Source organism: Algoriphagus aquatilis (genome assembly GCF_042657405.1).
GTDB classification, from domain to species: domain Bacteria; phylum Bacteroidota; class Bacteroidia; order Cytophagales; family Cyclobacteriaceae; genus Algoriphagus; species Algoriphagus aquatilis.
The window spans coordinates 227,445-242,744 of sequence record NZ_JBHSKS010000001.1; the positions used below are offsets into that span (position 1 = coordinate 227,445).

At 44.0% G+C, this 15,300-nt stretch carries 12 protein-coding genes and 1 tRNA gene; 6 read left to right on the forward strand and 7 right to left on the reverse strand.

Annotated features, from left to right (window positions below):
• Nucleotides 1-319: 319 nt before the first annotated feature.
• The 3 genes from ACFPIK_RS00930 to ACFPIK_RS00940 all read right to left on the reverse strand — a co-directional run bounded on the left by ACFPIK_RS00930 (nt 320) and on the right by ACFPIK_RS00940 (nt 4,056).
• The gene (locus ACFPIK_RS00930) at nt 320-1,633 is read right to left on the reverse strand and encodes a glycosyltransferase (RefSeq protein WP_377911265.1); all 1,314 of its coding nucleotides are present in this window, start codon (nt 1,631-1,633) and stop codon (nt 320-322) included.
• A gap of 112 nt (nt 1,634-1,745) precedes the next feature.
• Nucleotides 1,746-2,729: a polysaccharide deacetylase family protein gene (locus ACFPIK_RS00935; protein ID WP_377911267.1), complete on the reverse strand. Its 984-nt coding sequence runs from the start codon at nt 2,727-2,729 to the stop codon at nt 1,746-1,748.
• Between the two features lie 397 nt (nt 2,730-3,126).
• Complete coding sequence (locus ACFPIK_RS00940; RefSeq protein ID WP_377911269.1) at nt 3,127-4,056, reverse strand: GNAT family N-acetyltransferase; 930 nt, start codon at nt 4,054-4,056, stop codon at nt 3,127-3,129.
• Nucleotides 4,057-4,209: 153 nt separating this feature from the next.
• On the opposite strand from ACFPIK_RS00940, the gene ACFPIK_RS00945 reads away from it, so the two are divergent.
• The 4 genes from ACFPIK_RS00945 (at nt 4,210) to bla (ending at nt 9,119) form a co-directional block, all read left to right on the forward strand.
• Nucleotides 4,210-5,025 carry a polysaccharide biosynthesis/export family protein gene (locus tag ACFPIK_RS00945; RefSeq protein WP_377911271.1) on the forward strand — a complete coding sequence of 272 codons (816 nt, stop codon included), beginning with the start codon at nt 4,210-4,212 and terminating at the stop codon, nt 5,023-5,025.
• 3 nt (nt 5,026-5,028) lie between these two features.
• Nucleotides 5,029-7,491, forward strand: coding sequence for a GumC family protein (locus tag ACFPIK_RS00950; RefSeq protein WP_377911273.1), 2,463 nt, complete (start codon nt 5,029-5,031; stop codon nt 7,489-7,491).
• An 80-nt stretch (nt 7,492-7,571) separates the two neighbouring features.
• A complete protein-coding gene (gene kdsB / locus ACFPIK_RS00955) occupies nt 7,572-8,297 on the forward strand; it encodes a 3-deoxy-manno-octulosonate cytidylyltransferase (RefSeq protein ID WP_377911275.1) in 726 nt (241 codons plus the stop codon).
• Between the two features lie 87 nt (nt 8,298-8,384).
• Nucleotides 8,385-9,119: a subclass B1 metallo-beta-lactamase gene (gene bla / locus ACFPIK_RS00960; RefSeq protein ID WP_377911277.1), complete on the forward strand. Its 735-nt coding sequence runs from the start codon at nt 8,385-8,387 to the stop codon at nt 9,117-9,119.
• A 698-nt stretch (nt 9,120-9,817) separates the two neighbouring features.
• Here bla and ACFPIK_RS00965 read toward each other — a convergent pair.
• Nucleotides 9,818-9,906, reverse strand: a tRNA-Ser gene (locus tag ACFPIK_RS00965).
• Between the two features lie 246 nt (nt 9,907-10,152).
• Between ACFPIK_RS00965 and ACFPIK_RS00970 the strand changes: the two genes are divergently transcribed.
• Nucleotides 10,153-10,407 carry a hypothetical protein gene (locus tag ACFPIK_RS00970; protein ID WP_377911279.1) on the forward strand — a complete coding sequence of 85 codons (255 nt, stop codon included), beginning with the start codon at nt 10,153-10,155 and terminating at the stop codon, nt 10,405-10,407.
• 250 nt (nt 10,408-10,657) lie between these two features.
• On the forward strand, nt 10,658-11,962 hold the full coding sequence (locus ACFPIK_RS00975; protein WP_377911281.1) for a sensor histidine kinase: 1,305 nt from the start codon (nt 10,658-10,660) through the stop codon (nt 11,960-11,962).
• Nucleotides 11,963-11,994: 32 nt separating this feature from the next.
• Here the strand turns inward: ACFPIK_RS00975 and ACFPIK_RS00980 are convergent, their stop codons facing one another.
• From ACFPIK_RS00980 to purD, 3 genes are read right to left on the reverse strand one after another with little or no spacing between them, the layout of a single operon-like run.
• Nucleotides 11,995-12,453 (reverse strand): gliding motility lipoprotein GldH, encoded by a 459-nt coding sequence (locus ACFPIK_RS00980; protein WP_377911283.1) that lies wholly within the window; start codon nt 12,451-12,453, stop codon nt 11,995-11,997.
• On the reverse strand, nt 12,446-13,957 hold the full coding sequence (locus ACFPIK_RS00985) for a regulatory iron-sulfur-containing complex subunit RicT (protein ID WP_377911285.1): 1,512 nt from the start codon (nt 13,955-13,957) through the stop codon (nt 12,446-12,448). Before ACFPIK_RS00985 ends, ACFPIK_RS00980 begins: the two co-directional genes overlap by 8 nt.
• A 47-nt stretch (nt 13,958-14,004) precedes the next feature.
• Entirely contained in the window at nt 14,005-15,291 is a 1,287-nt protein-coding gene (purD, locus tag ACFPIK_RS00990) for a phosphoribosylamine--glycine ligase (protein WP_377911287.1), read from the reverse strand.
• Nucleotides 15,292-15,300 lie beyond the last annotated feature (9 nt).

Sequence of the window (15,300 nt, forward strand, 5' to 3'; positions counted from 1 at the left end):
GCAGTCCTGCCCTCCGGCAGGCGGGCTTCAGATTGCCTTGATCTGATTTTCATCTTCGCTGCGCTGGTGTCATGCTGATTTTTCCAAACGATGATCCTACACCAGCGCTGGGCGATCGAACGCAATTATTTTTTCCATGGGTTTCACCCATGGCTATTTATAGTTCGACCCTGCCTTTGCCGGCAGGCAGGCCCTTTCAGGGTCTTTAATCAAGTTGCAAAAGTCAGCAACAGTTCTCCTGCTTCTCTAGAACCTGGACCCTATCTTTCGTAAACCACCCTACCTTAGGCAGGCCCGACAACCTTTACAACCAAACCTCCTAACCCCCGTTCTTCCCCCTCCCAATCACTTCCGCATAAATCTCCTCCAATTCACTCACCATCCGCTTCATGCTGAATTTTTCAATCACTCGTTCACGGGCAGCTTGGGCCATTTCTTGCTGAAGGGCCGGATTTTGAAGCAATTCCAAACAGCATTTTTCCAACTCTTCCCACTCCTCGATTTCAGTGAGATAACCTTGCTTGCCATGTTGGATCACCTCGCCGATTCCTCCGGCACGGGTAGCTACCACTGGCACTTCACAGGACATTGCCTCTAACATGGCAATAGGTAGCCCTTCAAATTCGGAGGTGCTAAGGTAGATATCCATCAGGCTGAGGTAAGGCACCACATTTTTTTGAACCCCCACCCAATGGAAATGGGCGGATTTGCCCGATTTACTTATTTGGCTAAGAATTCGTTCACGCCACTCTCCATCTCCCACCAGTAAAAAATGAGCTTCAGGATATTTTTCCAAAATCCGTAGGGCAATCTCAACCCAAAGCCATAACCTTTTTTGAGATCGAAACACCGCCACTTTTCCGATGACTGCGGCTCCTTCAGGGATTCCCAATTGATCACGTAACAAAGACGTTTCGGTATTCCTTTCAGCAAAACTCACGTCCTGTGCCTCGCACACTACATCCTGATTCGTGATACCTGATCCTTGATACGCTAGTCTAAGGTCTAATTTCTTGTGTCTTGTGTTTTGTGTCTTATGTCTTGTGTCTCCTGTCTCCTGTCTTCCGTCTTCCGTCTTCCTTCTCCTAAACACTTCCGTATTCACCCCATTCTGCACCACGCGCACCTTTAGTCTTCCTCCTCTTCGATATGGATCCCAAATGGAGTTGAGTCGCATAGACAAAGCCACCTCATTGGACACTGCGATGGCTACATCTTGGAGTTTAAAGGTCATGCGGTTTCCCAAATAGGAAATTTTATTGTATCGCTCCCAAGTATTGTGTTCGGTATATACAATGGGAATGGAGAGTTCCTTGCCCACAAATCTCGACAGAATGCCGGCCCAGGGTAGATGGGCATGGATGAGATCAAATCCTTGCTCTATCACGAAGCGCTTCACTTTTTTGATCTGGAAAAAGAGCTCGAGATTGCCCGCAGGAAAAAGGTGGGTTTGAATACCGGCTGCTTCCAATTCGTCAAGAATGTTTTGTTCCTGATGGAAAAAATAGAGGCAATGAAATTCAAACCGACTTTGGTCATGGACCATCGCGGTTTCAGGGATCAATTTTTCCGCGCCGCCACGACCAAGGCTTTTGATCAGATGGAGAACTTTGATTCGGTTGGTGTCAGGCATAAAACTCCTGCAAATTGGGGAATTAAAAGTGAAGTCCTTTCTGAATCGGTGGAAATGCTAACGAACAGAGGTTTTATAGATTTGATTTGTCATTGACAACTACCGATTTGCCTTAAATTTTGATGAAGGAATTTTTTGCTACCCTGTAGCCAAGTTCCTCCATGCTGAGGCTTTCCATCCCGTGGATTTCCCTAAGGCGATCGTAAGTGGAGATTATTTTTTTCAATTCCTGCATACTTGCCTGAGGGTTATTCCCAAAGTTGTGGGGGTGCCACCACAAGTGGTAAATCTCCTGTAATTGAGCTGCTCTTTCCATTTCATTCAAAATCCGGGCAAGTCTTACCCCATTAAAAAATGGGTTTGAATTGGTATAAGGCCTCAAAATCCGCGAGGCAGGCAGAATCACAGGTTCTTTGGAGTGGAAGGTCAGTTCTTCAAATGGGTAGGAGGTTCGACTGCCTAGGGGAAAAAAACAGTCGGCCGACCGAAACCATTTTTTGCTTTCATCCTCGTGCTGGGTTTCTTGCCAAAACCAATTTTTGGGATTGCCTCTGACCACTTCAAAGCCTTCTTCGAGACAAATGCCGAGGTAAAGCTCGTTGATATGGTTTCGGGGAAAAACCAAGGATTTTAGCTTTACTCCAAATTTTTCACCGGCAATCCGCTGGGAGGCGCGTAGATCTTCCCGAAACTGCTCCGGGCTTTGGCCCCGCATCAGGGTATAATAATGGGCGTAGGAGTGCGACCCCAGTTCTTGGTAGGGAGTTTGGATAATTTGCCGGATAAGCTCGGGCGCAAAATGCACCTCAGGCCGTATTCCATGTTCCTTTGCCCAATGGTAGGCAGAGTATTTTTTTTCCCGGTAAGAGGGTAGGAAGCTCGGGGAATACTCCTTCCATTCTTCTTCATTTTCGGCAAAAAGCATCCCCACGGTGGCCCAAGTCACATGGATTTCATGCCTGGCAAAGAGATCCAGCATTTGAGGAATCACTTTTCGGGTATTGGAAAAGTACTCAGGACGGTAACGGGTGCCCACCTTATCAAAAATCCCCCAGAGGAGTTCGAAGTCAAGGCTGATCGTGAGTGTGCCGGGCATAGGTCAATTATCGGACTTGAATTTAGAAATGAATTAGCTGTTATCCTTACTGAATTTCCAATTTCAAATGCTTTTTACTCCTTTAGTACATTTAGTACAAAATGAATAGTAAACAAACCCATCGAAAGGCTAAAAAATCAGGTTCAAGGCATTCATAAATCAGATGACTAGAAATTCAAAGGTAACTCGACAATAGGATAACCTTACGACTAGACAACCCTAACAAATCGACAATCATCCCTGCAAGAGGCAGGCCTTTTACTTCTACATGCTCAGTACATGCAACCCTACAACTGGCCAACCATCAATCCACCTATCCCTCGAATACCTGATAACCTCGACAACCTGACAACTACCTGGACAACCATTCCTTCGGAAGGCAGGCTGGAAAACCACTTTAAAACACCTCCAAATCGCCCAAACTCCAAGACCAGGGAAGATTGAGGGGTTGTAGCTGTGGGTTGAGTTGCTTTAGAGTGACTAATGGCCCAAGGGGAAGGGAAGGGGAAAACTTCCAAAAAGAAGGGAGTTCCTTTCTCGTATGAAGACCGGAAACTGTAATAAATCGGGGTTTTTCTATTTTCTCCAATTCCTTTAATTGGGAGGATAGTGACAGGAGATCTAGATTTCCGAGTGAGAAGAAATCGCAAATTCGGAGTTCTTTTCCCCATTTGGAATCCTTTGTCCGGTATATCAAAAGATAGCTATGTAAATCACTGATCACTCGGTAATCGACAATCGGGCAATCTCGGTACCTCCAGTGAAGGTACCCCTTGACCAGGTGGGTTTTTAGTTCTGTATAATCCAGTTCACTACCTTCTAATTTCGCTACCAGATGGTCAGCTTCCTCCCATGAAACCCTAGGGTCTGTACCAAGTGAATGAGCCCTAAAGAAAAGCGGTTTGATTTTGATAGGTAGGGGATCCCATTTTTCCCAACCGAGCTTGAGATAGCCCGGGGTACTTTTTCGGTTGGGGGTATTAAAAATAAGGTCTGTCCCTTCCAGTCTTGACTTTTCCAAAAGCTTTCGGGTGAGTTGGCTGAAAATCCCTTTTCCCTGAAAATCAGGATGAACAGCGGTGTCCACTGCCCGTTGGGCGAGAAGGATCTTCGATTCATGGATGTATTCCCACTTCAAAAAAGCCCTCACTCCGATGATTTTTCCTGCTGACTCAGCCACTAGTACAGGTGATGGACCGAAGGGGTTTTGACGATGTTTCCAGTTCCATAGGGCTTCCGTCTTCGGTATTCGATCCTCTCCCAAAGAAATTTTGAGAAGTGCGATCACTTCTTGAAGATCAGAATCGGTGCCTTGACGGATTATCATGGCCGCAAGATAAGTAAATCCTTTGCCTTGAAGATAATTCACAAATGCAGATAAGAATAGGAAAAAGGCAATTCATTACTCTTCCCATGAACGGTACCCGCCCGACCTGAAATTTCCATATATTTGACCATCATTGTGGATAAAGCCTGTTTAATGAAAAGAATTCTTTTTTATCTGCCAGTTCTGTTATTGTCGGTGTCTTGCATCAGCAATAAACGGATCACTTATCTTCAAAATCTATCCGATAGCACGTCTATCGAATTGGAGGAGTTTATTCCATTTGCCAAAGTTGACTACAAATACATTCTCCAACCCTTTGACATCGTTCAGATAGATTTTGCCAGCTCGGATCCCGAACTGGTGGAAGGCTTTACTTTCGAGAGGCCAATGCAGCAGGGTATGATGGTAGGAGGCGGCGGAGGCCAAGGAAGTGATCCATTGTACATGAACGGGTACTCGATTGATCAGGAAGGTATGGTGGATATTCCAAGGTTGGGTAAGATCAAGATTGGAGGCTTGACCGAGGAGGATGCAAAAAACCTCGTTCAAGAAAAAATCAATGCGTATTTTAAGGACGATGTGTACGTGAGGCTCAGAATACCTGGGATAAGGTATACCACCCTGGGGGAATTTAATCAGGTAGGAGTTCAGATTATCTATAAAAACCGGGCTACCCTATTTGATGCGTTGGCCAATTCGGGCGAAACCTCTCTTGTAGGCAAAAAGAATAAAATGTTTCTGATCCGCCAGTACGGAGAAGGAACCAAAATCCATCAAATCAATCTCAATGACCGTGCACTATTAGCCAGTCCTTTTTATTTTATTCAACCCAATGATATCTTGTACATTGAGCCGATGAATATTAGACAGCTTGGTGCGGCGGATGATTTGACCTCTTCATTGGCGCTGTTTGGTGGATTATTAGCATCAGTGTTGTTAATTGTAAATATGGTGGTACGGGAATTTTAACGCATGGAAAAGCTCGATCTCAGTCAGTTAGATAATGAGGAAAAAGCATTAGAGATCCGGTATGTAGTTGCCAAATACATCCGGTACTGGCCATGGTATATCCTGTTTATCTTCGTCTTTGTCTTTGCAACCTACATTTTCCATCGCTACACCGTAGATGAATTTGAAGTAACGGGCTCTCTGGTTATCAAAAACAGCAGCTCGCCCGAGTCTAGGATTTTGGACCGCTCAAATATTTTTAACAGTGGGATCAACCTTGAAAATGACATCCTTCGCCTTCGATCCAAAAATTTGGCAAGAGAAGCCTTAGCCAAGCTCCACTTTGATGTGGAGTACTTTGCGAAGACCAACATCAAGGACATCGAACTCTACGATCGCTCTCCCATCAGGATCGATGTGGATTGGAACCACCTGCAGGTGACTGAGTCCCTTGTGGAATTGGAAATCCTCTCTGAGACCAACTTCAGGCTTTTGCCTTCACAGGGAGGATTGATGGACTTCAATTCGGCACAAGCTGCAGGAGACGAATCCATTCTGAATAAAACCTACACTTTTGGACAAGAAATTGAGACCGCTCGGTCCAAGTTTACAGTGCTCCTTACCAATCCGGGAAGAGTAGGAGAGACAATCATTTTCAGAATGATCAATCCCACGGTTTTGGAAGACAGGCTGGCAGGATCGGTTCAAGTGGCTTTGGTCAATGAATACTCTTCCGTATTAAAAATAAGTACCACCACCAAGGTGCCCGAGAAGGGTAGAGACTACATCAATGCCCTGATGCAGTCTTATATCGATTATGACCTCAATGAGAAAAATAAGATCCAGGAAAACTCCATCGCCTTTATCGAGGAGCAGTTGGGTTTTTTGGAAGATTCCATGAAGTCCAAGCAGCGGGAGCTCCTCAATTTCAAAGTAGAGAACCAACTCTTGGATGTATCAGCGGAATTTTCGAGCATCTTATCTAAAATGAGTGCATTGGATGAACGCAATGCAGAGCTTGACTATCAGCTGAAATACTTCCAAGAGATCAAAGAGTACATGGAGAAGAAGAGCAAAGACTTCTCTGATGTCATCGCACCTTCGGTGATCGGTGTACCTGATCCATTGCTTAATGGCTTGATCCAAAACTTGGTGACACTTTCCCAAGATCGACGGAAACTTTTGGCCACGGTCAATGAAAACCACCCCGAAGTGATCAAAATCGATGTGCAGATGGGAAAAGTCCAAGATGCACTCTTTGAAAATGTGGTAAACCTGATCAATAATACTCGAAATCAGAAAACGTCCATTCTTAGAGAAATCAGAGACTATGATTCTCAGTTTGCTACCCTTCCTGAGTCTGAGTCTCAGTACACGGATATTTTCCGTGAGTTTCAGCTCCGCGAAAATCTATTTACCTACCTGCTTGAAAAACGGGTAGAGGCGGGTATTGCCCGTGCTGCCAACGTGTCGGACAATGCGATTTTGGACTTGGCAAAGAGAGGAACACTGGTATTTCCCAAAAAGACCCAAAACTACGGTTTGGCTATCGCCTTGGGCTTTTTGTTGCCGTTTGGGTTTATCGTGTTGAAAGACATGTTTGACGATACGATTAAGGATCAGCGGGATTTGAAAAAGCACTTTATGATCCCGCAGCTTGGGGTAATCGGATACAGTACCAAGGAGACCAACATGGTTGTGCTGGAACACCCAAAAACGGCCGTTGCTGAATCCTTCAGGTCGCTAAGGTCTGCGATTACTTATCTGGCCTCAGGCAAAAACACCAAAAAGATCTTGGTGACCTCTTCTGTATCCGGCGAGGGTAAAACCTTTACCTCCCTGAACTTGGCTTCTGCCATGGCCTTGGGATCCAAAAAAACCGTGGTAGTCGGAGCTGACTTGCGCAGACCTAAATTGGCCTCCTATTTCAATCATTCGGATAAATTGGGGCTTTCCACCTACCTGATTGGCAAAGCCAATGCTGAGGATATCATTATCCCTACTCAGCATGAAAATTTGTTTTTTGTGCCTTCGGGTGTGATTCCTCCCAATCCTGCCGAATTGTTGCAGACTCCGAAATTGCTGGAATTTTTGGCTTACTTGGAAGATAGGTTTGATATCATCGTGTTTGATACGCCCCCGATGGGGTTGGTTTCTGAAACCATTGATTTGATGCGGCTTTTTGATATCAATCTGTATGTGGTCAGACAAAACTATACCATCAAGGATCACTTGGTCATGATCAATGACTTGTTTAACAACAAGCAAGTAAAAAGTGTCTATGGTGTATTCAATGGGATCATTAACTCGGGCTACCATTACGAAGGATACAACTACGGGTATGGTAATACCTACCTTTACTCTCAGAATAATAAGTACATGTACAATTATTATGGAGAGGACCTCGAAACCAAGAAGAAAAAGATCAAGCAATCTCAGAAGTTTGATTTGAAAAAAGTATTGAAAAAGACCTTCCGCTTGAAGTAAGCTTCTAAACCAAGCAGGATTTAGAAGCGTTTAGACAAACGCAGATACTAGCGAAACTTGAAATTCAAACCAAGAATGCTTTGAAAACCGCCGCATTAATCCCCGCCCGATATGCCTCTACGCGACTTCCTGCAAAGCTTATCCAGGATTTGGGAGGTATTTCTGTGATCCAGCGTACGTTTGTGAGTACGTTAGCGACAGGGGTATTTGATGAGGTTTGGGTGGTTACCGATCATGAACATATCCGGGAGCAGATTTTGGAATTGGGTGGGAGAGTATACTTTAGTCAAAAGGCACATGAGAGCGGCTCGGATCGAATTGCCGAAGCGCTTGAAGTAGTGGACGCAGACCTTATCGTCAATGTACAGGGTGACGAGCCCTTTCAGGATACCAAGTCTCTTCGGGATTTGGTGAATGCTTTTGATCGACCGAAAGTAAAGATGGCCAGCTTGATGTGTAAGATTTCTGAAGATGAATCTTACAATCCCAATGCTGTCAAGGTGGTGGTAGATGATAAAAAAAATGCCATCTATTTTTCAAGATCTCCAATACCGTTCAATAGGGAGAAAAATGAAGATGTGGTCTATTGGAAGCATATTGGGGTTTATGCCTATACCCGGGAGTTGCTTCAGGAATTTACATCTTGGCCCAAGGGGCAGTTGGAGCAAATTGAGATGCTTGAGCAATTGCGTTTGATCGAGAAAGGAGTCAAGATAAAAATGGTCGAAACTACTCATCAAGCCATTGCAATTGACACCAAAGAGGATCTCGACAGAGCCAGAAATTTTCTGAAAAGTATTCTGTAATCCCGAATCGTGCTTTTTGCTTGATTTGGATAGTACACTTGTTTCTGCGACCTACTTTTCCTTCCTAAATCATCCATCAATTATCTGATGAAAAATCTGATTTTGTTTTCGGTCTTTTTCCTTGTTGTCCTATTCCGGGGACTTGCCCAAACGTCAGTTTATAAGACAGCAACTTTGGAAATTATCCAATTGACTGAGTCTTCTTTTGTCCATGTTTCATATCTCAATACCAATGATTTTGGCAAGGTAGCCTGTAATGGTTTGGTAGTTTTGAATGGGGGAGAAGCTTTTGTATTGGATACTCCCGTAGATGATCAATCTTCGGTTGAATTGATTCATTGGATCAAATCTGTAAAAGAAGCAAAACCTACAGGAGTATTGGCCACCCACTTTCACAATGACTGTTTAGGAGGGTTAAAGGCTTTTCATGCAGCAGGTGTTCCTTCCTTTGCTTCGCAGTCTACGGTAGACTTAGCAAAGGAAAATGGATACGAAGTCCCTAAATCGGGTTTTTCTCAGGAGAAAGCATTTAAAGTTGGGGGGAATACGATTGAAGTGACGTTTTTGGGAGAGGGGCATACCCGGGATAATGTGGTCGGTTTGGTAAAAGAAGAGAAGGTGCTGTTTGGGGGATGTCTTATCAAAGAGCTTGGTGCCACAAAGGGCTATCTCGGTGATGCCAATCTAAAAGAATGGTCCGCTACAGTAGCAAAGGTGAAGATGCGTTTTCCAGCTAATCAATGGGTAGTCCCCGGTCATGGTAAGCCAGGAGGGGACGAACTTTTGGAATATACTTTTGAGCTTTTTAAAGGCTCATTTTAATGTGTAAAAATCAACCTAAAAACAAAAAACCAACCCTAGTTATAAGGTTGGTTTGACGCAGAGCGTGGGGGATTGCTCGTACGCGCTTCCTTGCCGCACTTCCCCTCGCGAATCTCCCTTCGGTCGATTTCGAACCCGGGGGTTCTCATCCCCTAAACCCTTGAGATAAGTTTGATAATAAACAAAAAACCAACCCTAGTTATAAGGTTGGTTTGACGCAGAGCGTGGGGGATTGCTCGTACGCGCTTCCTTGCCGCACCTCCCCTCGCGAATCTCCCTTCGGTCGATTTCGAACCCGGGGGTTCTCATCCCCTAAACCCTTGAGATAAGTTTGATAATAAACAAAAAACCAACCCTAGTTATAAGGTTGGTTTGACGCAGAGAGTGGGGGATTGCTCGTACGCGCTTCCTTGCCGCACTTCCCCTCGCGAATCTCCCTTCGGTCGATTTCGAACCCGGGGGTTCTCATCCCCTAAACCCTTGGGATAAGTTTGATAATAAACAAAAAACCAACCCTAGTTATAAGGTTGGTTTGACGCAGAGAGTGGGGGATTGCTCGTACGCGCTTCCTTGCCGCACTTCCCCTCGCGAATCTCCCTTCGGTCGATTTCGAACCCGGGGGTTCTCATCCCCTAAACCCTTGGGATAAGTTTGATAATAAACAAAAAACCAACCCTAGTTATAAGGTTGGTTTGACGCAGAGAGTGGGGGATTCGAACCCCCGGTACAGTATAACCCGTACGACAGTTTAGCAAACTGTTGGTTTCAGCCACTCACCCAACTCTCTATTCCCTTTTGAATAGTTTCAGAATTTGATCTCTGAGGCTTCAAAGTGTTGCAAATATAAGCCAATTGAAAAGATTTTCGCAAGTGGCAGTCCACAAACAAATTCACTTGGATTAAATCCTCAGTAATTCCCTGAAAATCAAATTAAATATTTTATCGAATCCCTGAAAAATGTTAAAAATACCCACTTGTGGGTATTTTGATGATGTACAGATTATTCTATTTTTGACTCAAATAACTTTGAACTATGATTATTCAAACTTTAAACTGTGATTTTTTAATAGAAAGCTCAGGCGCCTCTACTGGTGAGTTGTATGTTTATTCCCATTGCAAAGATGAACTTCAACGATTTTTTGGATCTGCTTCCGTGGAATTTTCACCAAAACCCGATTGGAGATTTAGAGCAATTACAGGCAAACAATATTTGGTTCATGCTTTGATTCACATGGTCAAGGAAGTAGACTATCCAGCCTTTCCCTTCAAATCGTCTGTATGGGTTTGAGCTGCCCTTGCAGGTGGTTTACTTCTCGCAGTCATTGATTTATTTTCAAAAAATCTTCTTCAAATGCTTTTTGTTCCGATCTCGTGACAAAAAGCATTTTTTGTTAGTGCTTATACTTTTTCTTGTAGTGATAAGAATATTATAAGGAAAATGAAGGAATTTTAGTATATAATTCGCTAAATGTCTTATTTTTTTTAATAAAATTTTTTATTCAACTTTCGGTACGTTCAATTAAATAACGCCTACCGCCATGATAAGTACTCCTGATATCGAAAACCTTGTCCCGGAATTCCTAATGGAATCGGGACATTTCTATCTGGTCATCACGGATGTGGAAGGCCGGATATTGAAACATAACCGGAACTTTGAACGACTAAGTGCCAAGCCTACCAATAAAGAGTTTTGGAAGTATTTGTCCATCAATTCAGCAGAAGAATTCTGTTATTCCATGGAATTGATGCTCAGCGCACCCAAAATCACTCGACACCTCCTCCTCGAGCATCCTAACGCCGCCGAGGAAAACTTCTCTCAGATTTGGTGGGAATTTTCGGTCATTACAAATCCGGATATGGATATTTCAGCCATTATAGGTATTGGGGTTGGAATGCAGTTTCTGGAGCAGGAAATGCCTTGGAACAACCTGGTCGATGTTCTTGGATTTGGTAAGATCACGCTTAATTCATCCATGGAAGTAATAGGCTGGGATGAGCGAATTGATAATTGGTTTTCTCCTACGACTCAAACCTGGCTTAATAAACCGCTGAAGGCAACCATACCATTTAAGGGATTGGATGACCTGGAGTATCGGTTGAATGCCGATGCTAAAGAGTTTAATCCGGTTTGCTTTCTTATTCAAACCAACGAAGGTAAGTTCTCCACTTTTGCTACATTATTGGCCTCATGCGGAGAAGAATACCACCTGTTTTTGGTTCCGAAAGAAGCTCAAAGTGCGCCAAACTCCCTGCTAAAAACCGTGGTCAACCAAGATATACTGGAGTCTTTTCCTGATGCTGTCTTCGTTTTGGATAATTCCGGCAAAATCCTTCAGCAAAACGAAATGGCCAAAATAGTAGGTCGAAACTGGAAAGGGCGAGCATATTCAGAAGGATATGTACTGACTTTTTCCAATCAGGCCAATCGATTTACCAAGCTGGTCAAAGCACTTCAGGAAGCAAAATTGGGTGAAGTAAATGAAGTGGAGATCAAACTTCTCAATCCTGATAAGGAGTTTTCATTCTGGAGCGCCCGTGTAAGTCCTGTATTTTCCGAAACAGGTTCTTTAGAGTCTATTTGGGTACATGTCAAAGACCTTACCGCTATGAAAAAACAAATGCAAGAACTGAAATTAGAGAATGAACGGTTGAGGGATATGGCTCTGCAACCTTCACATATTCTGAGAGGCCCACTTTCGACCATTCTTGGGATTTTGGAACTGATCGATAAAAAGCAGCTCGATAAAGAGAATCAAAAACTATTTGACTATCTAAAACCATTGGCAGCTGAAATGGATCAATCCATCAGACAGCATGCAAAAAAAATGAGTGCCTTTGATTAAGGCACTCATTTTTGTTTTCAATTGATCCTTTTTTAAGGTTTGAGCACTTTGAGCCCGATCGCTTTTATTCCGGGCAAATCAAACTGTCTCATGTATTGAACCAATACCACTTCTTTTGTATCAATTGGTAGATCAAATGGAATCGTATCATATTTGGTAAAGGTATTGCCAAATCCTTCTCCTAAAGGTTGTCCTGATTTTGAATCAAAAATGGGCACATTAAGGAGTTTGTTTTGCAATACGGACTTACTCGAATCTCTGGCGATCACTCGGATGTAGCAATTTGAATAGCTATAATCTTCCGTGTATTTGACGGCAATCAAACTTTTACCTTCCAAAGAGGACAATTCTCCTAAATCAAATAGAACAGAATCCTGTTCTGACCAGGTAGCATCTTCGAAGGATTGAAACTGTTCAAACAACCGGTCTTCCGAGCAAGAGCTTATAGCCAGGAGGAATGCAACCCACACTGAGCTGATTATTCTATTCATTTCCTTCCTGATTAGGTCCCTGATTTCTTCTTGGGGGAAATCTCCTTTTTTGATCTTGAGCGGATGGTCCGTCCAATTTTGGTTCGGATCGTTCAGGTCGCGGTTCGTTTCGCTGTTCTGGACGTTCTGGTCTACGTTCCTGTCTTTCAGCTTTTGGCTGATTTGGATTTCCTTGCTGGGAAGGATTTGAGTTTACCTGCGGGTTAGGATTGGGACGGTTTCGATTTTTCTTCTTCTTCCGATTTTCTCCTCCCGACCTTGTTTCTGGTCCTGCAGAATTGGGATTGTTTGGTCTTTGTGCAGGAGCAGCAGTAGTTCTGACTTCCTGAGGTTTTTGCGCTGGCCTTTCAGCATTGGTCTGGATTGGCTTGGTCTGCGCTTCACCAGGTTGACCTTCGCGAGGACCTTTCTTTTTCTTCTTTTTCTTTTTGGAAAACTTCTTATCCAAAAGCTCAAGTTCACGGGTAGACTGAGCTGCCAAGTCTTCAATATCCGTGGATTTATCCACCTGTAAATTGAATACTTTGATCCCCTGTTCGTTTAACTCTTGGATTTCCTTTACCCGATCACAGGTAATGCTGTGCCAGTCATTGTCATTGTTATAGCTAAACCACATCAGCTTACGGAAGATATCCGTTTTCTGTAGCTTGGCTGGTCCCTGTTCGGTTTGAAGCGGTTTTTCTACCTGTGGGATGTCTTTGATGGCATCCATATAGGTATCGAGCTCATAGTTGAGACAGCATTTGAGTCGTCCGCACTGACCTGAGAGCTTGCTTGGATTTAGAGAAAGATTTTGGTATCGAGCTGCTGAGGTGGTGACATTTTTGAAATCTACCAACCAGGTAGAGCAGCATAGCTCACGTCCACAAACGCCAATGCCTCCAAGTCTTCCTGCTTCTTGTCGAAGGCTGATTTGTCGCATTTCCACCCGGATTTTGAATTCTCCGGCGAGGAGTTTAATCAGTTCTCTGAAATCTACCCGATCCTCAGCAGAGTAATAAAAAGTTGCTTTGGAATTGTCTGCCTGAAACTCCACGTCAGACATTTTCATCTGCAGATTCAGTTCATCTACAATTTGCTTGCAGCGATAAAGGGTAGGAACTTCCCGATTTCGGGCTTCTTCCCATTTCTCCATGTCTTTTTGATTGGCGACCCGATAGATTCGTGTGATGTTATCATCATTGCGAACCTTGCGCTTCTGCATTTGAAGACGCACGAGTTCACCTTGGAGTGATACATAACCGATGTGATGTCCACTGGGTACATCCACGACTACAGGGTCTCCGGTATTGAGAGAAAGGTAATCTACGTTTCGGAAATACTCTTTTCTTCCCCCTTTGAACTTGACTTCGACAATGTCAAAATGGTCCACTTGGGGGATGCCCATGTGGGAAAGCCAGTCAAAAGAATTCATTTTATTGCAATCGCTCGTGCCGCAGGTGCCATTGTTTTGGCAGCCACCGGTACCACCTGAGGTGGTGGAGCAAGTACTACATCCAGCCATAATTGATATATTCAGGGCTTTCGCCTCGTTTCATTTTTGGGTTTATTTCACATTAATTTTAAGATATCCTGTCCGATATCTCTTCTAAAGTAAGCCTTTTCCCAAGTGATATGATTCACTGTGGCATAGGCATTTTCCAAGGCTCCTTTGAGGTCCGAGCCAAATCCTGTGATTGCCAGTACCCTGCCTCCTTGGTTGACCAAGTCTCCCTCTGGATTTAAAGCCGTTCCTGCGTGGAAAACTACACTTCCATCCGTCTTTTCCGGTAATGAAATTGAAAATCCCTTTTCATAAGATCCCGGATAGCCTCCACTGACCATGACCACAGTGGTGGAGTAGTTTGGAGAAATTATCAATTCATATTGATCTAGCGTCCCTGTAGCAATTCCTTTGAGCAAACCCACAAAATCGCTTTCGATTCGTGGAAGCACTGCTTCGGTTTCAGGGTCACCCATTCGCACGTTGTATTCAATGACAAAAGGCTCTCCGTTGTTGTTCATCAGGCCGATGAACACAAACCCTTTATAGTCAATCTTTTCTTTTTCCAATCCGGCAATGGTGGGTTTCACGATTTTTTCTTCCACCTTTTGCATAAATGCGGAATCAGCAAAAATCACAGGACTGACTGCGCCCATGCCTCCGGTATTCAACCCGGTGTCACCTTCTCCGATTCGCTTGTAATCTTTAGCCTCGGGGAGGATTTTGTAGCTCTTACCATCCGTAGCCACAAATACAGAAAGCTCTATTCCTGTGAGAAATTCTTCGACGACTACTTTCGAAGAAGCATCTCCAAATTTGGCTTCGAGAAGCATTTCTTTGAGAGAGGATTTAGCTTCTTCTAAACTTTCGCAGATCAAAACACCTTTGCCTGCTGCCAGACCGTCAGCTTTGAGGACGATGGGCAGGGATTGCTTTTCCAGGTAAGCCAGACCAGCATCAATTTGGTCTGCGGTAAATGTTTCGTACGCTGCAGTCGGCACCCCATTTCGCTGCATAAATCGCTTTGAAAAGTCCTTACTGCCTTCCAGAGTAGCTCCCAATTTGGAAGGCCCCACCACAGGAAGGTGTGCAGTCTCAGGTTGGGATTGTAAGAAATCAACCAAGCCTTTTACGAGCGGTTCTTCTGGACCTACCACGACCAAATCAATGGATTCGGCTAAGATAAACTGATGAATGCCCTGAAAGTCTGTGGCAGAAAGTGCTACATTTTGAGCGATTTGGGCAGTTCCCGCATTTCCGGGAGCCACAAAAAGACGGGAACAATCCGGACTTTGTACGATCTTCCAGGCAAAGGCATGCTCTCTGCCTCCGCTTCCCAATAAGAGTATGTTCATGAACTCAAT